This window comes from Hahella sp. HN01 (assembly GCF_018986435.1).
GTDB lineage: Bacteria > Pseudomonadota > Gammaproteobacteria > Pseudomonadales > Oleiphilaceae > Hahella.
The window spans coordinates 145,112-165,175 of the sequence record NZ_JAHMIN010000026.1 but is presented as its reverse complement, the minus strand read 5'-3'; the positions used below and the strand labels follow the sequence as shown (position 1 = coordinate 165,175).

Genomic DNA, 20,064 nt, shown 5'->3' with positions numbered 1-20,064 from the left:
CTCAATATTAATCACTGACTGCAATGCCGCTAGGAACCTGGTTGGGAATCAGTTTACGAAGATCAAGGCTGTTTGCGTCCGTCAACGTATGCAGGAAGGCGATTAAAGCGCTGACCTCTGCATCCGATAGTGGGTTGGGGCGTAGCTCGTTGTTTTGAGCGATCTTGTCCCGTAACGAAACATCCTCGTACCCCTGAAAGTCAATCTCGTCCAGATCGCTGCGAGAGGGCATCAACGTCTGCGATGTGTCGTAGTTGTCCAATGACTCCAGTGCATTCAAATGATGTCTGACGACGCCTTCCAATGATGCATAAGCGCCGCTGTGGCCGTACGGAGCGGTATGCGCGACGTTACGCAGCGAGGGTGTTTTGAACTTGGCGAAGTCGCTCTGTTCACGACTGGCTTCCGTCCTGCCGCGATCCTCTAATGGCATGCGCGCCTCCGGCCCGGGGCCGATTTGCGGCATGGCGATGTTATGAAAGCTGTGGTCGGTCTGGAATTTACCGCTATGACAGCTGTCGCAACCTGCCGCGCCATAGAATAAGTTCATACCTTCCACTTCCTTCGGACTGAGAGCGTCGACATCGCCTCGCAGATACTGATCAAAACGGCTGTTGTCGGCGCGAAAGGCGTTGGTTTCAAAAGCGGCGATGGCGTTTGCGTAATGAGCGATCTTGATATCTTCAGGCAGGCTGATATTGGGATATGCGGCCTGGAATAACTCGACATATTCTGGAATGGCGCGGATGCGTTTCAGATAACCTTCCCAAATGGGACGGAAGCGACCATTGCCGGGGCGGACGGAGTCGGCGATTTCATTCTCGCCGCGCTGTCCGATCATCTCATTGATGTTGGCGATGGGGAACAGCGCCTGTCCGGCTAGCACGTTATCTAACCCACCTGGTTTTTCCGGACCGGCTGGAATACTGATTTCGCTGGGCTTGTCCGCATTGCCCTCCATGATGCCTTGCCAGTTGAGATGAATAAACTCCCGCGCGCCCAGGTTATAAAGGTGTGGCGCATGTCGACCTATACGACCGGGCACGGCGTCGTCGCCGGAACCTGTGGTGCGATAAGGGCCGATAAATCGCCCGCCTTCGCCGATGCCCAAAGACAGTCCGTCCGTTGTGGCCAGAAGAGGGTTATGGCAAGTGGCGCAGGAAATATTGCGATTGCCGCTCATGATTTTGTCGAAGAAGAGCATCCGCCCCAACTCATATTTAGCTGGAGCCGGATCGCCATTATCGTAGTAATCCGAATCGACGACAGGCGTCGGTAAAGGCCCGGCCAAGGCGTGTGCGCTGGTTAAAATAGTAAGTGCGATAGAACGACGTAAGAGATTATTTTGATTGGAACGAGTCACAGCATTCTCCCTGAAAAGCTGTCGCAGTAATGCTTCCTCTGCTTTGTATTATTTGTTGTTAGCTTGTATGAGGCGATGCGGGTTCTAGCATCATTTTTCGTATTTTGGTTAACCCGGAGCCTCTGAAATTGACCCGACTTTGTACTTTTGGTGGCGTAGCTCTCCTTTGCTTTTTCGTTAGGTAGGCCTATACGACTTTATTAAAATGAATTTTCTTTGTAAACAGAATGTTACGTTTCTTGCGGGGGCGACGAATTGCGGCCTTGTTGTAGTTGGGGCAAGGGCATGTAGAGCATGGATATACAGCCCGCATAATTGATCCTGTTCCGCCGTAGGCGTCCAGTCGGTTCCCGTCAGATGGGACAAATCCTGTCTTAGTATTTAACCCGGCGGCGGTAACGCCGCCTGGTCGCTCAGAAAATCTATGAAGGCTTTTATTCTGGCGCTGGTGAGGCGGCGGCTGGCGTGTAGCGCCCAGACTTCCACTGGTGGGGTGGGCAGGCGTCCCCAGTCGACCAGGGTTCCGGTGGCCAGATCCTGTGCAATTAAAGCATAGGGCAAGATGGCGACCAAACCGCCGGTGAGCACCGCGTCGCGCTGCATCAGCGGGGAGGGCAGACGTAGTGCGCTGCGAAGCAGGTAAGCCCGTTCAATTTGGCCATCCAGCACGCGTAGCGTGCGTTCGTCTGGCGTGCTGGAACGAGTGACCGCAGGTATGGGAACTGTTTCATCACGGGGTTGCGAGAGCCCGGCCGGGGCCACGAGGTGTTGGACGTTGCGCAGTATGCAGCGGCCGACAAGCTGGCTATCCGGGCGGGGATTGACGCGAATGACGACGTCATACCCTTCTTCAATCAGGTCCACCTCGCGCTCTTCCACCGTCACCTCCAACTGGATTTCCGGGTAGGCCTGCGCAAACTCGGCGGCGCGCCGTCCCATCACCATATGTCCAAACATCATCGGGCAACTGACGCGAAGGCGGCCGCGGGCAGGAGCGCGGTCGTGGGTCAACGCAGTCACCGCCTCATTCAGATCGGCCAGTAGGTCGCGTGTACGCTCGTGCAGCCATCGTCCTTCTTCAGACAGGGCGAAAGCCCGGCTGTCGCGGTTGATCAGACGAATGCCCAGCTGATCCTCTAATCCCCGAACCTGTCGGGAAAGCGTGGCCTTAGGTTTGCCAGAAGCCTGTTCCGCTCGACTGAAGCCGCCATGGCGCGCGACGAGGTCGAAGTGCGCCAGGGCGTCCAGGACAATAGCTTGTTTCATTTATGGAACGCTCCGTCAGAATATTGGTTGTTTATTGTCATTTGTGGGATGGCCTATTCTACCCGAGTTCCATTCGCAGGGCGCAAGCAGGCGGCTCTTAAACCCCGCCCCGTAGCGGCTCTTAAACCCCGCCCCGTAGCGGTTGTTGTATCGCGCCTGTCGTAAGTTGTCCGAGTTACAGAGGTGTAAAAAGATGTCCCGAGACCAAAACGAACTCTTCACCAACCATCCCGTCAGCCCGACTGACCTTGCCGTTGTAGACGCCATACGCCAGCAATCCGCTCCTTTCAAGGGCATGCTCAACGGTCCGCAGGCGCGTGATAGCTATAATCAGATGATAGAAGAAACGCCCGCCGCTGCTGGTGTGGAGTATCACTCCGATACCGTGGGCGGCGTGCCGGGAGTCTGGGTGCGGGTTAAAAACGTGCTTTCCGGCGCGGTTATTCTCTACTTGCACGGCGGTGGTTATGTGGTCGGTTCCGCGCATGCCTACCGGCATTTTGCCGGGCAATTCGCCGCGCGGACGGGAATCGATGTGTTTATCGCAGATTACGGACTGGCGCCCGAGCATCCGTTTCCGTCAGCGTTGAACCAGGTGAAAGCGGTATACGCGGGGCTGATTGCGGCGGGACGCCAACAGATCGCCATCGTGGGGGATTCCGCAGGCGGTGGGCTTGCTCTGTCATTGGCTGAGCAGATCGGCGCTGACAAAGAGGGCGCTTATGGGCTCGCGCCGGTTTGCTGTGTGACCATGTCTCCATGGACCGATCTGGCTCTGACGGGGGCGAGCCACGAAGAGCGCGCCGAAGAGGAGTTCTATCTGACCTATGACGCGGTGGCGGCATTTGCCGGATATTACCTTGCTGGCCACGATGCATATGATCCGAAAGTCTCGCCCCTGTATGGTCAGCATTCCGGATTGCCTCCGTTGCAGATTCATGTAGGAACGGCCGAGATACTGCTGAGTGATTCCCTGGCGTACGCAGAAAAGGCGCAGGCGGCCGGAGCCGTGGTCAGCGCGCATGTCTGGGAAGCGATGCCGCATGTATTTCCTAATGGATTTGCTCAGATTGACGCGGCGGAACGCGCTATGCAGTTGATGTCCGAGTTTCTTGTCTCTCACTTTTAAACGTGATCGGGGGGAGCGTCATTATGGCGGTTGGGCGATGATTCGCCTCGCCAATGCTTTTCGGCGCTCTTCTCAGACTCTTTCAATGGTCGCGATCTCGAGCCGCAATAAGAGAATTGGCGGGGAATGGGCTATAAGTACTTGTTATAGTGATGGGCTCCCTGTCCGCGCTGCAAGCGTGTGACGTACTTATATTTAGCTATTACGCCGGCGCGTCCTAACGCAGGCTGTGGCCTAACACTGACCCTGTTAACGACTGATATATCATTATGCGACGTTCCAGTTCCGCCACCGATGCGCCGGACAACGAAGCGGGGATCAAAACTCTCCGATCTTTGTGGCCTTATCTGCTTGAGCATAAACGCCGGGTTTCATTGGCTTTGTTATGTCTGATGGGGGCTAAGGGCGCCAGCGTCGGCTTGCCGTTTATTCTTAAGTACATTATCGATGGCCTCGATTCGGGGCGCGCCAACATCGTGGTGGGATTGCCGCTGGCGTTGCTGTTGGCCTATGGCGCGGCAAGGCTCGGCAATGTGCTGTTCGGCGAAGTGCGCGATGCATTATTTGGAAGAGTGACGGAGCGGGCCATGCGGCGCATCGGCCTGCAGGCGTTTCAGCATTTGCACTCCCTGGATCTGGATTTCCACTTAAATCGCAATACCGGCGGCCTGTCTCGGGATATCGAGCGAGGGCTGTCCGGCATCAGCTTTCTGATGCGGTTTATGGTGTTCAATATCGCGCCCACGCTGCTGGAAATCCTCATGGTGATCGGTCTGCTGTTGATGAACTACTCCCTGTGGTTCGCGCTGATCACCTTTGTCGCCGTGGTGTTGTACGTCGCTTACTCCGTGGTGGCGACGGATTGGCGTACGGAGCATGTGCGGGAAGCCAATCGCGCTGACTCTGAAAGCAATACCCGGGTGGTGGACAGTCTGCTCAACTACGAGACAGTGAAATATTTCACCAATGAAGAATACGAGGCGCAGCGCTATGACGCCGACCTAGCGCGTTGGGAGCGGGCGCGGCGCAAGAACCGCCTGTCACTATTTGTACTGAACGGCGGGCAGGCGTTTATTGTGGCGCTGGCCATGACGTCGATGATGATTCTGGCTGCGCAAAAGGTTGTGGCGGGAGACATGACTTTAGGCGACTTCGCCCTTATCAACGCTTTTATGATGCAGCTATTCATGCCGCTGAATTTCCTGGGTTTTATCTACCGCGAGATGAAAGGCTCGCTCGCCAACATTGAGCAACTGTTCGTATTGTTGCGCAGAACCTCGCAAGTGCCTGACAAAGTGGGCGCGCCGGAGTTGCAGGTTGGACAGGGGGCGCTTGAATTTTCTGACGTCCATTTCGGCTACTCGACCCAACGCCCCATATTGCAAGGCGTTAGCTTCCGCATTGAACCGCAGCGCAAAGTGGCGGTGGTGGGAGGCAGCGGGGCGGGGAAGTCGACGCTGGTCAAACTGCTGTTCCGTTTCTATGACGTCAATGGCGGCGCGATAAAAGTGGATGGGCAGGATATTCGGGAGGTGGCGTTGAGGTCGCTGCGTTCTGCGATTGCGATTGTGCCTCAGGATACGGTGCTGTTTAACGACACCATATACGAAAACATCCGTTATGGTCGGATTGATGCGACGGATGAAGACGTGTGGCGCGCTATCCGTATGGCGCATCTGGAAGGGTTTATCCAACGTTTGCCTGAGGGCGCCAATACGTTGGTGGGAGAGCGTGGATTGAAGTTGAGCGGGGGGGAAAAACAAAGGGTCGCTATCGCCCGCGCGATTTTGAAGAACCCGCCCATACTGGTGTTTGATGAGGCGACTTCTTCGTTGGACAGCAAGTCTGAACAAAGTGTGTTGCAGGCGATCAGGGAGGTCTCTCAGGGGCAGACCAGTCTGGTGATCGCCCACCGGCTGTCTACGGTTATCGACGCCGACTCGATTGTGGTGCTGCAGGAAGGGAAAGTCGCTGAGCAGGGGACGCACTCTGAACTGCTGGCGCGCAATGGCGTATACGCCAACCTTTGGCGCATTCAGCAACGGGAGGATGCGGAAACTCCGGCCGCCGGGCCGGAGCAAGAAGCCTCAGACGAGAATTATTCAACGCCCAAATAATCGGCTTTGCCGATGTCTAGACCGTTATGGCGCAGGATGGCGTAGGCGGTGGTGATGTGGAAATACAGATTGGGAAGCACGAAGTGCAACAGGTAGCGCTGACCGGTGAAGGTTGGCGTATAAGAGCCCAGCTTCAGTTGAATGGTCTTTTCTTCCGTATTGTCGATCTGTTCTGGCGTGAAGGTTTTTACATAATCAATGGTCTTGGTGACCCGGGCGGATAACTCCGCCAATGTGGTCTCGTTGTCCTCGAAGACCGGCGGCTGCTGGCCGGAGAGCCGGGCGACGCAGCCTTTCACCGTATCGGTGGCGATCTGAATCTGGGAAGAAAGCGGCAGCATATCCGGATACAGGCGGTAATTAACCAGGTTTTGAGGATTGAAGCCTTTTTTCTCCGCGTGGGCGGCGGCTTTCTCCAGGATCTGGTTGAGGTTGCCGAGCATGCGGATAAAGATGGGGACGGAAGTCTGGTACATGGATATAGACATAATATCGCCTCCAGCGATGATAAGAGTTGGTTATTTGCGGTCATAAGGCCGGTCATGGCCGGTAAATACAAGCTAACCAGACGGCGCCGACAGATCCTGGCGCCGGGCTCCCCATTCTAACTGGCTCCGAGTGGGAAGACGTAACTTAATGACATACTTTTTAGCGGTTACGGTTTTCCGACGTGCGATTGGTTAAAATTTGAGTATAATGTCGCCCGCAAATTTTTTGCTCTGGTTTTACGTTCCAGCACGCAATATAGGAAAAGTGAATGTCACAGTATGTTATCTGTGCGCTGTACAAGTTCGTCGCCCTCGACGACTTTGAGGCGCTGCGCGCTCCATTGCTTGAAGTCATGGAGAAAAATGAAATCAAAGGCACCCTGTTGCTGGCCCGCGAAGGCGTAAACGGCACGGTCTCCGGAACCCGCGAGGGGATGGATGCGCTGCTGGCCTGGCTGAAGTCCGATCCTCGTATGGCGGACCTGAGCTACAAAGAATCCTACGATGAGAACATTCCGTTCTATCGAACCAAAGTCAAACTGAAGAAAGAAATCGTCACCATGGGCGTGGAGGGCATTGATCCGAAACGTGTGGTGGGCACTTATGTCAAACCACAGGATTGGAACGCGCTGATTACCGATCCTGAGGTGTTGCTGATCGACACTCGTAACGATTACGAAGTGCAAATCGGCAAGTTTAAGAATGCGATCAATCCAAATACGGAAACATTCCGTGAGTTTCCAGATTACGTCAAAAGCAATCTTGATCCAGCCAAACATAAAAAAGTGGCGATGTATTGCACCGGCGGCATTCGCTGTGAGAAATCCACTGCTTACTTGAAAGAGCTGGGCTTTGAGGATGTCTATCATCTGGAAGGCGGCATTCTGAAGTATCTGGAGGAAGTGCCTCAGGAAGAATCAACCTGGGAAGGCGAGTGCTTCGTATTCGATAACCGGGTGGCGGTGGATCACGGCCTCAACAAAGGCAGCTATGACCAGTGTCACGCCTGTCGTATGCCGATCAGCACGGAAGATATGCAGAGCGAGCATTACAAGAAGGGCGTCAGCTGTCCTCATTGTTATGACAAGGTCTCCGAAGACCAGCTTCGCCGTTTCGCAGCGCGTGAGCAGCAGATCGAACTGGCCAAGTCACGCGGAGAAGAGCACATCGGCTCTGAAGCGGCCAAAGCCATCAAGAAGCGCCAGGCTGAGAAAAAGCTGAAGCGCAAAAACTATCATCAGCACCTGACTCAGGGCGCTGAATAGCAAAAAGGCCGGCTTAAACGCCGGCCTTTTTCGTTGTGGTTTCCCCTGCCTTAATCCGCAATCAGACGGCTGAGTTGTTGGTTCAGTCGCGCCACTTCGCGTCTGAGTTCGTTGACCTCGTCCAATAAATCCAATGACATGGCGAGCCCGGGCAGGTTGAGCTGCAGGTCACGCTGCAGGCGCATCGCCCGACTTAATCGCGCAAGGGCCAGCGTATCGAACTGCCATTGGTGGGCGGGCCGCTCCTCCACTGGCGCGATGACGCCATAACTGACCAGCTCGATAATGAACTCGGCGTTGACGCCGCCGCGCTCGCATAATTCGCGCAACGTGTAGGTGTCGCTTTGTCCAAGCACTTCCACCGTGCTGATGATCGTTTTACGCGTCATCTCTCACACCCCCAACTTGCTGCGCGGATTATAGGATTTTTCTTTTTCCGCAAGCTCCTTATAAAGCGCTTCCGCATCTGCGCTATGGGACTTGGGCAAGGTTACCTGCAGTACGATAATCTGGTCTCCGGCAGGATTGCCGGGCAACCCTTTACCTTTCAGTCTCAGCTTTTGTCCGCTGCTGGCGCCTTTGGGAACTTTTACGTTGACCTTACCGCTCAATGTTGGCGCTGTCACAGTGGCGCCCAACGCAGCTTCCCATGGCGAGACGGGCAGAGTCAGGTAAATATCCTTGCCGTCGACGGAGTACACCGGGTGGGGAGCGAGCTCCACTTCCAGAAACAGATCGCCGTTCTCAGCTCCGCCAAATCCCGCCGCGCCCTGACCGCGCAAACGAATGTGCTGTCCGGGTCCCATGCCGGCTGGAATTTTCACATTGAGAGATTTGCTGCGATGACCTACCAGCCCGTATTCGTCGATCTCCGGCACTTGCACCTGAACTTGTTTCTCACACCCGTGGAAAGCTTCCTCCAGGAACAAGGCGATTTTGGCGTGCACATCCTCGCCGCGCATGCGGAAGCTCTGCTGATGACCCTGCTTATAGGTGCGATGGGCGGAGCCGCCGCGACCGAAGATGGACTCGAAAAAGTCGCTGAAGTGGCGCGCGTCCGCCTCGGTGAAGCCGCCGCCGTTGAAGTTTGAAGCGGACTCCCAATCTGGCGGCGGACGAAAACGGCCATCTTCGCTATAGGCGCCCATGCGCTTGAGTTGATCGTACTCCGCGCGTTTTTCCGGGTCTTTCAATACCTCATAAGCTTCGCCGACTTCTTTAAATCTGACCTCCGCATCCTGTTCTTTACTGACATCCGGATGATACTTACGGGCGAGCTTGCGGTACGCTTTTTTGACGTCATCGGCGGATGCTGCTTCCGCGACGCCGAGAATCTTGTAATAGTCTTTGAATTCCATAGATTTTTACCAACCTTCACAGACCCTGCGTCTCATTGCCGTTAGAATATCCAGCCCAAGGTCGGGCGGGCATTGCCATAGGTCAGATATAATGCTGAAAAGGCGACATTCAACGTCGGACCACATAAAATAGGCGGCTTTTTCAGGGGAAGGAGTCAGCGCCCTCTATGCTGAGCTATCAACATGTCTATCACGCAGGCAACTTCGCCGATGCCCACAAGCATTGGGTGCTGTCTTTATTGCTGCAGGCGCTGTGTAAAAAATCCACGCCCTGGCGCTATCTGGAAACCCATGCAGGCCGCGGCGACTATGACCTGACCTCGGAGGAAGCGCAAAAAACCTCAGAGTGGACGGCGGGCATTTTGCCGCTGATGCAGGCCAAGGGGACCTGTCCGCCGGAATTCGACGCCTATTTGGCGGCGGTGAGAGGGTTGAATCCCGACGCTGGAAAACTGACCCGCTATCCCGGCTCTCCGGCTATCGCCGCTGGTTTCCTGCGTGAGACGGACCAGTTGGCTTTGTGCGAACTGCACCCCAAAGAGTACGCGGAACTTAAGCGTCAGTTTGGCCGGAACAGGCAAATCCATATTCACCAAAGAGATGGCTTCGAGGGCGTTATGGCGATGTCGCCGCCACCGGAGAAGCGCGGCCTGGTGATGATTGATCCCAGCTATGAGCTGAAGGACGACTATCAACGTATTCCCGCCTATGTAAGCAAACTTACGAAGAAGTGGTCGAACGCGGTCATCGCCATCTGGTATCCCGTACTTGCGGAGAAGCGTCATGAACAAATGCTTGAGTTGATGCGCCAGCTTCCTTTGCACAAGACGCTGCGCAGCGAGTTGATCTTAACGCCGGTGGCGCGCGGAATGTACGGAAGTGGTATGCTTGTGGTCAATCCGCCCTGGCGGCTCGATGAGCAACTGCAGGCGGGTTGGGCGCACCTCAGCGAAGCCCTTCGCGGCGACCCCAAAGCCTCCTGTAGCGCTGATTGGCTGATAGCGGAGTAATTACCGCAGCGACAAGCCGGCCTGGGAGAGCGCCGACGCTTGAGGATGACACAAAGGGTATGCGGCCGGCGCCGCAGCCTACTGGACATGAATTCATTGGATACAGGTTTGTGTGGTGAATTGGACTAGCCAAGGAACAATATTAATAACCGGAGCGGCCCAAAGGGTTGGGCTCCATTGTCTGCAGCGGTTGCTTGAAAAAGGCGAGCGGGTCGCTATGACCTATCGCTCCGAGCGGCCGGAAATCGCCGAACTGCGGGAGCGCGGGGCGATATGTCTGCAGGTGGATTTTACGGAACAAAGCTCCGTCGAACGGCTTATACGACGGTTAAAGGAGGAAGTGGGTCCACTTAGGGCGTTGATACATAACGCGTCTTCATGGGCTCCCGACCGGAGTGAGGATACGGACTACCGGGCGGTGATGCAGGATATGGTGGCGATACACATGACGGCGCCTTACCTGCTGAATATGCATTGTTACGACCTGCTGGAGCAGGGACGTAACCCATGGTCCGATATCATTCATATTTCCGATTACGTGGTTGAAAAAGGAAGTGACAACCATATTGCGTACGCCGCCGCGAAAGGGGGAATGGAAAGCATGACCCGATCTTTCGCCAAACGCTACGCGCCGCATATCAAGGTAAACACTATCGCTCCATCGTTATTGATGTTCAATGACGGCGACGATCCGGACTACCGAACTAAAACCTTAAGGAAGTCCGCCCTTGGGATTGAGCCCGGTCCCGACGTGGTCTGGCAGGCGATCGCCTTTATCCTGGACTGCTCGTATATGACCGGGCGGGAAATCAAGCTCGATGGCGGACGTCATATCCGTTGATCATAATGATCCATAGGTAATGTAGAGGAACCAACATGTTAGACAAACTGGTCGCGCAGTACAGCGCAATTATTGAATCCCTCGGAGAAGATGTTAACCGAGAGGGACTGCGCGATACGCCTAAGCGCGCCGCCAAAGCGATGCAGTTCCTGTGTCGCGGCTATAACCAGTCGTTAGAGGAAGTCACCAACGGAGCGATTTTCGAGTCGGATACGGACGAAATGGTTCTGGTTAAGGACATCGAATTATACTCCCTGTGTGAACACCATCTGCTGCCCTTCATCGGGCGTTGCCACATTGCCTATATTCCGAATGGCAAAGTGTTGGGCTTATCGAAGTTTGCGCGCATTGTGGATATGTTCGCACGTCGTATGCAGATTCAGGAGAATTTGACCCGACAGATCGCAGAAGCCGTCCTGAAGGTCACCAACGCTCATGGCGTCGGCGTGATCATTGAAGCGCGCCACATGTGCATGATGATGCGCGGCGTTGAGAAGCAGAACTCGGTTATGAGTTCATCCGTCATGCTGGGCTCCATGCGCAACAATCCTTCCACCCGCAGTGAGTTCCTCACGTTGGTGCATAGCCGTCGGGCGCTGTAAGCGCTATCGACAGGGGCGCCGCACCGCGGCGGCCTCCGCACAGGCGCTTGTCAGGTGATGGGCGCTTCGCTGCGGGAAATATGATCTTCCATATCGGAGTGGAATGTCTCCACTACCTGTTCCGCCAAGTCCACCTGATTAAAGCGCGCAATGTGAAAGATCGCCTCGCCTTCATGGGCCAGCGGCAAATTACTGCGTCCTATGACAATGCCGGAGCAGGGCGATAAAATGGGTTCGCCCTGGCTGTCCAGGGGGCCATTCAGGTAACCCAGCAAGTCTCCTTTGTTAACCCGACTTCCCAGGGGTTTCAAAGCACGCAGAAATCCGCCTACCGGCGCCCGCACCCATTGTGAGGAACGCGCCACCACTGGCGTAGCTTTAGCTCTGCCTTTCACACGCATCTTGATCATGCCCAGTTCTTCCATCACCCGGCGCACGCCACGAACGCCGGCGGCGATGCAGTTCTCGTCAAAGCGCAGCGCTTCACCCGCTTCATAGGTAATGATCGGTACGCCAAGATCGTCTCCGGCGCCGCGAAAGGAGCCGTCACGGATTTCCGCATCAATAATCACCGGCACGCCAAACATATGCGCCAGATCCGCCGCTTTCTGGTTGTCCAAATGCACCCTTATTTGCGGAAGATTGCTGCGATCGATCGCTCCTGTATGGAGGTCAATGGCGTAGTCCGCCTGCTGCAATACGCAGGTGGTGAACAGGTGCGCCATACGAGCCGCCAGTGAACCTTTCTCGCTACCGGGAAAGCATCGATTGAGGTCGCGTCGGTCAGGTAAGTAACGGGATCGATGAATGGTGCCCAGCACGTTCACGATGGGAACGGCGATCAGGGTGCCTTTCAGATTTTTCAACCAGGTGGCGTGCAATACACGCCGCACGATCTCTACGCCGTTGAGTTCGTCGCCATGTATCGCGGCGCAAATCAGCAGACGCGGACCTTTGGACCTGCCATGCACCACTTCGACAGGAATGGAGACATCGGTTTGGGTGTAGAGCTGTCCGACGGGAAGCTCGAATTGTTGACGATGTCCCGGCGCGACCTGCGCGCCGAGAAATTCAAAGGGTTTGGACTTAACCGCCATTTTTGCACATCCTGACTGTCTTCAAGCGGCGGCTTCGTCCGAAGTTCGCCAAGCGTTACCGCACCAGTTCGATTTCGCCATTGACGGTCATGGTGACCGTTTGCGTGCCGGCTGCGACGGCAGGCGTCGCCATGTCGGCCATCTTGGCTGCGCCGAAGCTGCGCATTTCCTGGCGCGCATAATAGACGGGACCGCTGCTTGAAATATTCATGTTTACGATTTTGTAACTCTGCGCTCCCAGTTGGGAGGTAATCAACTTGGCGCGCTCGCCAAATGATTTCAGCGCTTCGCCGATCAGTTCGTTTTCTTTGGCCGCTTTCAGAGCGTCAGAGGCGTCGAATTCCACATTTTGTACTTTCAAACGCTCCTGCAGTTCGCCAATAAGGCCGGACAGCGCTTCGATATCTTTACTTTCCAGCTTCAGGGACTGCTCCGCGTTCCAGGCTACGATTTTTTGCTCTTTGTAGCGGGGATCTGTGCGGTAATCCTGAGTCTGATACTTCACGCTTTTGGCGGATTTTACTTCATCCAGCGCCCAACGCATGGCCTTGTTTACATCATCCGCCGCCTGTTGCGCGGTTTTCTGCTGTGATTGGGAGTGTAGTACGACGCGCATGATGTCGTTCTCCAGTTCGCCTTTGGCTTCGGTGGAGAGTTGAACGCGATCGTAATTGGTTTGCTCCGCAGCGAACGCCGGCATGGCCAGAACGCTGAGTACAAGAAATCTGCTTATCGACATGATTTTCTCCCTAATCCTAAAAATAGTTGCTGTTCAGCAACATAGCAAAATGATCCTGAGGGCTAAAGATAAATTTAGTTAAGGAGATGCGGTGGCGAATGAATTTACGAAGGGACGCGTTAGTAAAGAAGGGGGAGGGAGAAAAAATTCAGCAACGTACTTTATTCAGGACAAAAAAAACCGCGAAATAAATTTCGCGGCAGGAATTGTGCACTTTCATCAGGCTGGAGTCCAAAGGGTGTCAACAGTAGTAGATGCTGTTGAGATACTCGTCCAACGCTGCAAAATTTGCTTGCTCTTGGTCAGTATTTGGAACACAGACTTTCCAATTTTCATCATACATCATACTTGTCTCTCCCTAAGTCAAGTGGCCTGAGTCGGTTCTCTAGGGCCTGAAAACACAGTTAAACGATGGCTACTGCTTCACGTTTACGGGATTCATATTATCAAGGCGAAAGAAAACCGGCTTGACCTCCTGTGTTAAGCTTTTGACATTCTGTTGCAACTTTGGGCAGCTAAGGTCGGCTTCTTCTGTAATTGCTACAGCGTCTGCATTGTTGCGGAAAAATCGCCCCCGACTCTTACCGCCATACGTGGATGATTGTTATATTGGCCGCTAATAATAATTAACAGTCCCATTTAAATGGTTGAGATTAGTTGATATGGATCAGCCCACTGTCGCCGGTTCCACCGTTAAAGCGCTTTGCTTTTGGCTTGCTGAGCGAGGGATGGATATCAATGCGTTGGCGCTTGAGGCTGAGCTGGACCTCTCCATGCTGGAGGATCAGGACTATCGTGTCCCGTTACCGGCTTATAATCTGTTGTGGTCGCGTGCAGAAGAAACCTTGGAAGACCCTGCTGTTGGCCTGCACGTAGGAGAGTGGGTTGATTCGCGTCGCATGGGGGTGATTGGACACATTATCTTCAACAACCGCACTCTGGAGCAGGGGTTAAAGCAGTACGTACGTCTGTCTGCGCTAGTGAACGAGGGCGTGCGTACGGAATTTCACCTGCAGGGGGACGATGCGGTCATTGAGTATCACTGCGAACGCCCCGAGTATTATCACCGCGCGGGCATGGATCGAATGCTGGCGTTGTCAGTGACCAGGGCGCGACGCTTTGTCAGCGAGAAGATCTTCTTGACCAAAGTGGGGTTTTCTCACCCCGAACCTGAGTATGTCGCTGAGTACGAGCGTATATTTCAATGCCCGGTGAGCTTCGGCCAGCCCTGTTGCTCCCTCGCCTTCAATAAAGACTTTCTTACCTTTGAACTGCCCCAGCGTAATCCCTATCTGCATCAGGCGCTAACTCGCCAGGTGGAGGCGCTGCTGCAAAAGCTGTCCCTGCGCCGTACGGTGTCGCACAAAGTAAAGGCGATTGTGGCCAAACGTTTGTCCCGAGGCGATATCGAAGCGGAAAAAGTGGCGGAGAAAATGAACATGTCGCGCCACACCCTGTACCGCAAATTGAAACAGGAAGATGTGTCATTCCAGGAACTGGTGGAGCAGGTGCGTAAGGATAAAGCCTTGGATTATCTGCAAAAAGGCAAGTATTCCCTTAGTGAAATCGCTTTTCTGCTGGGATTCTCCGAGCTGAGCGCATTCAGCCGCGCGTTTAAGCGCTGGACCGGGGAAAGCCCCGCCAACTATCGCAGTCAGCAATAGCTGGCGTCATAAGGCTTAGCCTTCTAAAACCCTTCCGCATCTGTGTCCGCCTCACCACTCTTCCGCGTGGGACGGGCGAGCAGTAGCGACAACAGAATGCTGATGATGGCGCCGGAGATAAACAGGGTGACGGTGTAACGGTTATTGGTTTGATCATGGAAGGCCTGATTGGGCGTGATGCGCAACAGCCACTGCCGCTCTGGCAGTTCCAGCGTATCGCTGTACAGCCAGGATTTGCGTTTCTTAATATTCTCCTCACCGTCCGGCGGCAGCACCAGCTTCACTAATGGGTCGCTGGCGTAGCGCATCAAGTCAAACATGGATAGGGTGAAGCCCTCAGGCTTGTAGTCGACGACCGCGGTTTTCAGGCTGTGCTCCAGATCGAAACTGATGGCGATGAGCATATCGTCGACGCGACGGATATAGCGAACTTCACCTCGATAGGCGGGGTTCTGCGAGTTGATGCGGGTCACCGGCGTTGCGATAGTTTCCCCGCTGCGCCACGCCTCGTCGAAGGCGGGTTGTAGCTCGGGCAGTTCAGTGACGCGCTTGATGTCGTTGAGCGTCAGGGGTTGCAGGCTGTTGATGTCCGTTACGCTGAAACGACGGCTATCATCGGCGGATTTGGCGATAACCAGGTGCTCAATGGAGCTGATGTTGGGAAATCCCTGCAAAAACACTCGTGTGGCGTCAGTGGCCGCGTCCTCCGACTCGGGACGAGCGCTGCACATGCGAAACCACAATTCCGCAGCGGCGCGATTTTGCTCGAACGTGCGGCGGACCGTTTGTGCAATAAACTGCGCTTCCTGGACAAAACGCGCATGAGCGTCTTTTTCTTGCTGCTTATTGGAAAAATAGGACATCGCTGCGGTTAGCGATAGCCCCACCAATAGCGCCAGGAGTGATGGCAGAGAAAGTAAAAACCCGTACATATTGCGGGACTGCATTGAATCCTCCGGATAATTGCCGCCCCCAGGCGGTTACCAACCTACTTCCGCTGAAAGCGTACTCCATATTCGTGACAGCCGGTAACTATAGAGTTCCCTATTATCCGCATCAAGCGGAAGCCTGAAAGCCTTTATCTTTGATATACATAAGTGCCCGGTGCGTCACAAAGTTGCGGATAATCGGAATCCGGCGCGCCAAGCGGCGGAGGCGAGGTTTGCTCAGAGCTGCTGTGATCCCGCAGCCACTGGCTCCAGGCTGGCCACCATGAACCGTCATGGCGAGACGCGATGTTAAGCCAGTCGTCGGGGCTGTAATTGCGGTCCTTACCGTAACGGGTGTTGATTTGATAACTGCGCCTCGGGTGACCGGGCTCGCTGATGATGCCGGCGTTGTGGCCGCCGCTGGTCAGTAAGAAAGTAATCTCCGCGGAGCTGGTGAGACGGCGGATTTTATAAACGGATTTCCAGGGCGCGACATGATCTTTGGTGGCGCCAACGACGAAGATGGGAATGCGGATATCGCGTAAAAATATCGGACTGTCATCCACTTCAAAACGGCCCTCGGCGAGGTCGTTATTCAGAAACAGACTGCGCAGATATTGCGAGTGCATGCGATAGGGCATGCGGGTGGTATCCGCGTTCCAGGCCATCAAGTCGTTCATCTTGCTGCGTTCGCCCAGCAGATATTCGCGTACGATGCGCGACCACAGCAGGTCTTTCGAACGCAGCATCATGAAGGCGCCGGACATTTGCGTGGCGTCCAGATAGCCCTGTTCCCACATCAGGTCTTCCAGGAAGGTGAGCTGACTTTCATTGATGAACAACATCAGTTCGCCAGCTTCTTTGAAGTCTGTTTGCGCGGCGAAAAGGCTGATGGTGGCGAGTCGTTTATCTTCATCTCTCGCCATCGCGGCGGCAGCGATGCTGAGCAGGGTGCCGCCGAGACAATAGCCGACGCCGTGTATCGGCGGCGCGTCGGGAACAATGGCGGAGATAGCGTCCAGCGCTTCCATCACGCCCAGACGCAGATAATCCTGCATGCCGAGATTGCGATCTTTGCCATCCGGATTCAGCCAGGAAATCATAAATACCGTATGACCTTGCTCCACCAGATAGCGCGCCAAGGAGTTATGCGGCGACAGGTCGAGAATGTAGTACTTCATGATCCACGCGGGAACGATAAGCACTGGCTCTTTGTACGTACTCTCAGTCGTAGGCGCGTACTGAATCAGTTCTATCAGGCGATTGCGATAAACCACTTTGCCCGGAGTCACGGCGAGGTTCTCGCCAACCTTGTAGTTTTCTGAGCCGACAGGCGGGTCGCCATTGAGCAGGCGCTGAGCGTCTTCGCGCCAGTTCTCCAGGCCGTCGAGAAAATTTTTGCCGCCGGTTTCCAGGGTTTTCTTGATGACCTCCGGATTCAACCAGGGAATGTTGGATGGAGACATCAAATCCAATATCTGACGCGCGCAAAAGGAGACGATATTTTCGTTGCGGGGCGACACGCCGGGAATATCCGTGGTTGCGTAGTGCCACCACTGCTCGTAAAGCAGGAACCATTGGTAGGCCAGATTAAAGGGAAAGTGGCCCCATTCCTCGTTCCGAAAACGGATATCCTGGGGAAGGGGCTCAATGACTGGCTCCGGGTTCTGGTTGGCGATGGCGCGGGAGCAATAGACGCCATAACGCAGCAGATTGCGGGAGATGTTTTTGGCCAGTTCAGCCTGCTTTCCGGGCGCCATGACCGCATGACTGACCCAGTCTGTGTACGCCTGAATGAAAGCGGCGGGAGAATTGCCGCCAGTGCCGTACCCGATAAACGCATGCAGGAGGCGGTCAATCGCCTTGGATTCCGCAAATAGAGAGCTGTCGTCCACGTTAGCCTCTTTGTTTTAGTAGACGTTAAAACACGACGCGAAACGCAGGAGCGCGTCCTGGGTAGATCCGGGGACTGCTTGTGGAATGATCACAGTAAGGAGTTGAGGCTTTGAAAGCAACCGTGAAAGACGGCCGGCGAAACGTAATGCTCGCCGGCTTTGCTTTGGGTCAAGCGTGGCGTAGGCGGTGCGCGCCCATGCTGCTTAAAAACAGGACGAACGCCGCGACGACGACCGATGGTCCGGCGGGAGTGTCCCACCACCAGGACAGGCTCAGTCCGGCCACCACCGCGAAGACGCCGCTGGCGATGGCGAGCGCCGCCATTTTTTCCGGTGTATCGCTGAAGGGCCGGGCCGCGGCGGCGGGGATTATCAGCAAGGAGGTCACCAGCAGTACGCCGACGACTTTCATAGCGAGAGCGATGACCAGCGACATCATCAGCATCAATAGTAACTGGGTGCGTAATACGTTGTAGCCTTCTACCGCTGCGAGATCTTCGTTCAGAGTCATCATCAGCAGGGAGCGCCACAGCAGCTTGAGCATGATGATGGCCGCCACCGCACCGGCGAAAATCCAAATGACATCCTGATAATTGAGCGCCAACAGGTCGCCGAACAGATAGCTCATCAGGTCCACTTGCTGATCCCGCATAAAGCTCAGCGCCACCAGGCCCAGAGACAAGGAGCTGTGCGCCAGGATGCCCAGCAGCGTGTCGGTAGCGATGTGCTTTTGCCTCTGCATCAGGGCCAGTGTCAGGCCCATTAGCACGCATCCGGCGGTGATGGCGAGGCTGACGTTCACCTCCAGCATCAAGCCTAAGGCGACGCCCATCAACGCGGAATGGGACAGGGTATCGCCGAAGTAGGACATGCGTCGCCACACCACAAAGCAGCCCAGGGGACCGGTGATAAAAGCCAGACCAATGCCCCCCAACAGGGCGGGAATGAGAATATCAAACATGGTGGCCGCCGTGAGAGCATTCGCTGCCGGCGGCGACGGTGCCGTCGGCATGGTGATGATGGTCGTGATGGTGGTGATAGACCGCCAGCGAGCGCGCAGCCTGAGTGCCGAACAGATTGATGAAAGCGGGCTCGTTGGACACTTTTTCTGGATGCCCGGCGCAGCAGATATGCCGGTTCAGGCATAACACTTGATCCGTAGACGCCATCACCAAATGAAGATCGTGAGAGACCAGCAGCGCGCCGCAGTGCAGTTCATCCCGAAGTGAGCGAATAAGGCGGTACAGCTCCGCCTGACCGGTAACGTCCACTCCCTGCGCGGGTTCATCCAGCACCAATAAGTCCGGCGCCCGCTGTAACGCCCGGGCCAGCAGCACACGTTGCAGCTCGCCGCCGGATAAGGTATGCATGGGCTGTTTGGCGACGTGCTCCATTTCCACTCTTTGCAGCGCTTCACGCCAGCGTTGCGGGTTGTGCGCCAATTGCAGAAAGCGTTTGACGGTCAGAGGCAAAGACGCGTCGATGTGAAAGCGTTGTGGCATATAGCCGATTTTCAGGCCGGGACGGCGCAACACTTCCCCGCGACTCAACGTCTGTATGCCCAATAGCGCTTTGGCCAGCGTGGACTTGCCGGCGCCGTTGGGACCAATGACCGTGATAATCTCGCCGGGATTGATGTCGAACGTGACGTTTTCAATCAGCGTGCGGCCTTGGATTTCGACGGTGACGTCTTGCAGACGTATCAATGGCGGCGCGTTCATTGGGCGGTCCTGCAGGTGGTGCACAGGCCGCTGATTTCCAACGTCATGCTTTCCACTTCGAAATCCTGCTCCTGCGCCAGGCTTAACAACTGTTTGCGCAGAGTGTCCTCAGTAATTTCCTGCGCGCGTTTGCACTGTTTGCAGATCAAAAAGCCGCCCTGGTGACCTTCCTGCGGACAAACGCAGCCCATGAAGGCGTTGAGCGACGCAATGCGATGTACAAGACCGTTTTCCTGCAGAAACTCCAGCGCCCGGTATACGGTTGGCGGCGCGGAATTACGACCTTCCTGTCCAAACTGAGCCAGGATGTCATAGGCGCCGATGGGTTTGTGAGATTGCCAGATCAGCTCCAGCACCCGCAGGCGTGTGTCAGTCAGTCTCAGACCGCGTTCTTTACAGAGTTTCTTGGCGGTAATCAGCGCGTCATGAATGCAGGAGGCGTGATTATGTTGCTGAAACACGGCGTTGTCAGATTGGCTGTTCATAATGATTCCGCAAGAGTTGCAATGCAGGCGTTAGCGCCGTCGTCGGCGGAGGCGTAAGAAATGTAATGTTATAACAATTGAGCTTGCGCTGAAAC

At 55.1% G+C, this 20,064-nt stretch carries 19 protein-coding genes; 7 read left to right on the top strand and 12 right to left on the bottom strand.

The features are described from left to right. Positions 1-7 precede the first annotated feature (7 nt). Positions 8-1,363, bottom strand: coding sequence for a cytochrome-c peroxidase (locus tag KP814_RS22650; RefSeq protein ID WP_216738903.1), 1,356 nt, complete (start codon positions 1,361-1,363; stop codon positions 8-10). A gap of 381 nt (positions 1,364-1,744) precedes the next feature. After that, complete coding sequence (locus tag KP814_RS22645) at positions 1,745-2,629, bottom strand: LysR family transcriptional regulator (RefSeq protein WP_216738902.1); 885 nt, start codon at positions 2,627-2,629, stop codon at positions 1,745-1,747. Positions 2,630-2,822: 193 nt separating this feature from the next. Between KP814_RS22645 and KP814_RS22640 the strand changes: the two genes are divergently transcribed. Both KP814_RS22640 and KP814_RS22635 read left to right on the top strand, forming a co-directional pair. Next, a complete protein-coding gene (locus tag KP814_RS22640; protein ID WP_216738901.1) occupies positions 2,823-3,758 on the top strand; it encodes an alpha/beta hydrolase in 936 nt (311 codons plus the stop codon). A 269-nt stretch (positions 3,759-4,027) separates the two neighbouring features. Continuing rightward, entirely contained in the window at positions 4,028-5,875 is a 1,848-nt protein-coding gene (locus KP814_RS22635; RefSeq protein ID WP_216738900.1) for an ABC transporter ATP-binding protein/permease, read from the top strand. Here the strand turns inward: KP814_RS22635 and KP814_RS22630 are convergent. Beyond that, positions 5,857-6,363, bottom strand: a complete 507-nt coding sequence (locus KP814_RS22630; protein ID WP_216738899.1) for a DUF1993 family protein — start codon at positions 6,361-6,363, stop codon at positions 5,857-5,859. The genes KP814_RS22635 and KP814_RS22630 overlap by 19 nt on opposite strands. A 269-nt stretch (positions 6,364-6,632) precedes the next feature. Here KP814_RS22630 and KP814_RS22625 point away from each other — a divergent pair, with 269 nt between their 5' ends. After that, positions 6,633-7,628 carry a rhodanese-related sulfurtransferase gene (locus tag KP814_RS22625; RefSeq protein ID WP_216738898.1) on the top strand — a complete coding sequence of 332 codons (996 nt, stop codon included), beginning with the start codon at positions 6,633-6,635 and terminating at the stop codon, positions 7,626-7,628. 50 nt (positions 7,629-7,678) lie between these two features. Here the strand turns inward: KP814_RS22625 and KP814_RS22620 are convergent, their stop codons facing one another. Both KP814_RS22620 and KP814_RS22615 read right to left on the bottom strand, forming a co-directional pair. Further along, positions 7,679-8,017, bottom strand: a complete 339-nt coding sequence (locus tag KP814_RS22620; RefSeq protein WP_216738897.1) for a chaperone modulator CbpM — start codon at positions 8,015-8,017, stop codon at positions 7,679-7,681. Between the two features lie 3 nt (positions 8,018-8,020). Continuing rightward, entirely contained in the window at positions 8,021-8,986 is a 966-nt protein-coding gene (locus tag KP814_RS22615; protein WP_216738896.1) for a DnaJ C-terminal domain-containing protein, read from the bottom strand. Between the two features lie 167 nt (positions 8,987-9,153). Here KP814_RS22615 and KP814_RS22610 point away from each other — a divergent pair, with 167 nt between their 5' ends. The 3 genes from KP814_RS22610 to folE all read left to right on the top strand — a co-directional run bounded on the left by KP814_RS22610 (position 9,154) and on the right by folE (position 11,439). Next, positions 9,154-9,996 carry a 23S rRNA (adenine(2030)-N(6))-methyltransferase RlmJ gene (locus tag KP814_RS22610; protein ID WP_216738895.1) on the top strand — a complete coding sequence of 281 codons (843 nt, stop codon included), beginning with the start codon at positions 9,154-9,156 and terminating at the stop codon, positions 9,994-9,996. Between the two features lie 112 nt (positions 9,997-10,108). Next, the gene (gene folM, locus KP814_RS22605) at positions 10,109-10,837 is read left to right on the top strand and encodes a dihydromonapterin reductase (protein ID WP_216738894.1); all 729 of its coding nucleotides are present in this window, start codon (positions 10,109-10,111) and stop codon (positions 10,835-10,837) included. A gap of 35 nt (positions 10,838-10,872) precedes the next feature. Beyond that, positions 10,873-11,439, top strand: coding sequence for a GTP cyclohydrolase I FolE (gene folE / locus KP814_RS22600; protein WP_216738893.1), 567 nt, complete (start codon positions 10,873-10,875; stop codon positions 11,437-11,439). Positions 11,440-11,489: 50 nt separating this feature from the next. Here folE and KP814_RS22595 read toward each other — a convergent pair whose 3' ends face one another. After that, positions 11,490-12,536, bottom strand: a complete 1,047-nt coding sequence (locus KP814_RS22595; RefSeq protein ID WP_216738892.1) for a succinylglutamate desuccinylase/aspartoacylase family protein — start codon at positions 12,534-12,536, stop codon at positions 11,490-11,492. A gap of 55 nt (positions 12,537-12,591) precedes the next feature. Then, entirely contained in the window at positions 12,592-13,275 is a 684-nt protein-coding gene (locus KP814_RS22590) for an SIMPL domain-containing protein (RefSeq protein WP_011394511.1), read from the bottom strand. Between the two features lie 662 nt (positions 13,276-13,937). Between KP814_RS22590 and KP814_RS22585 the strand changes: the two genes are divergently transcribed. Further along, positions 13,938-14,939 carry an AraC family transcriptional regulator gene (locus tag KP814_RS22585; RefSeq protein ID WP_216738891.1) on the top strand — a complete coding sequence of 334 codons (1,002 nt, stop codon included), beginning with the start codon at positions 13,938-13,940 and terminating at the stop codon, positions 14,937-14,939. A 23-nt stretch (positions 14,940-14,962) separates the two neighbouring features. Here the strand turns inward: KP814_RS22585 and KP814_RS22580 are convergent, their stop codons facing one another. From KP814_RS22580 to KP814_RS22560, 5 genes are all read right to left on the bottom strand, one after another. Next, complete coding sequence (locus KP814_RS22580; RefSeq protein WP_216738890.1) at positions 14,963-15,886, bottom strand: hypothetical protein; 924 nt, start codon at positions 15,884-15,886, stop codon at positions 14,963-14,965. A gap of 131 nt (positions 15,887-16,017) precedes the next feature. Continuing rightward, positions 16,018-17,763, bottom strand: a complete 1,746-nt coding sequence (locus KP814_RS22575) for an alpha/beta fold hydrolase (protein ID WP_216738889.1) — start codon at positions 17,761-17,763, stop codon at positions 16,018-16,020. Positions 17,764-17,932: 169 nt separating this feature from the next. Then, a complete protein-coding gene (znuB, locus tag KP814_RS22570) occupies positions 17,933-18,724 on the bottom strand; it encodes a zinc ABC transporter permease subunit ZnuB (RefSeq protein ID WP_216738888.1) in 792 nt (263 codons plus the stop codon). Next, complete coding sequence (gene znuC / locus KP814_RS22565; protein ID WP_216738887.1) at positions 18,717-19,484, bottom strand: zinc ABC transporter ATP-binding protein ZnuC; 768 nt, start codon at positions 19,482-19,484, stop codon at positions 18,717-18,719. The genes znuB and znuC overlap by 8 nt, the downstream gene beginning before the upstream one ends. Continuing rightward, complete coding sequence (locus tag KP814_RS22560; RefSeq protein WP_216738886.1) at positions 19,481-19,969, bottom strand: Fur family transcriptional regulator; 489 nt, start codon at positions 19,967-19,969, stop codon at positions 19,481-19,483. The genes znuC and KP814_RS22560 overlap by 4 nt, the downstream gene beginning before the upstream one ends. Positions 19,970-20,064 lie beyond the last annotated feature (95 nt).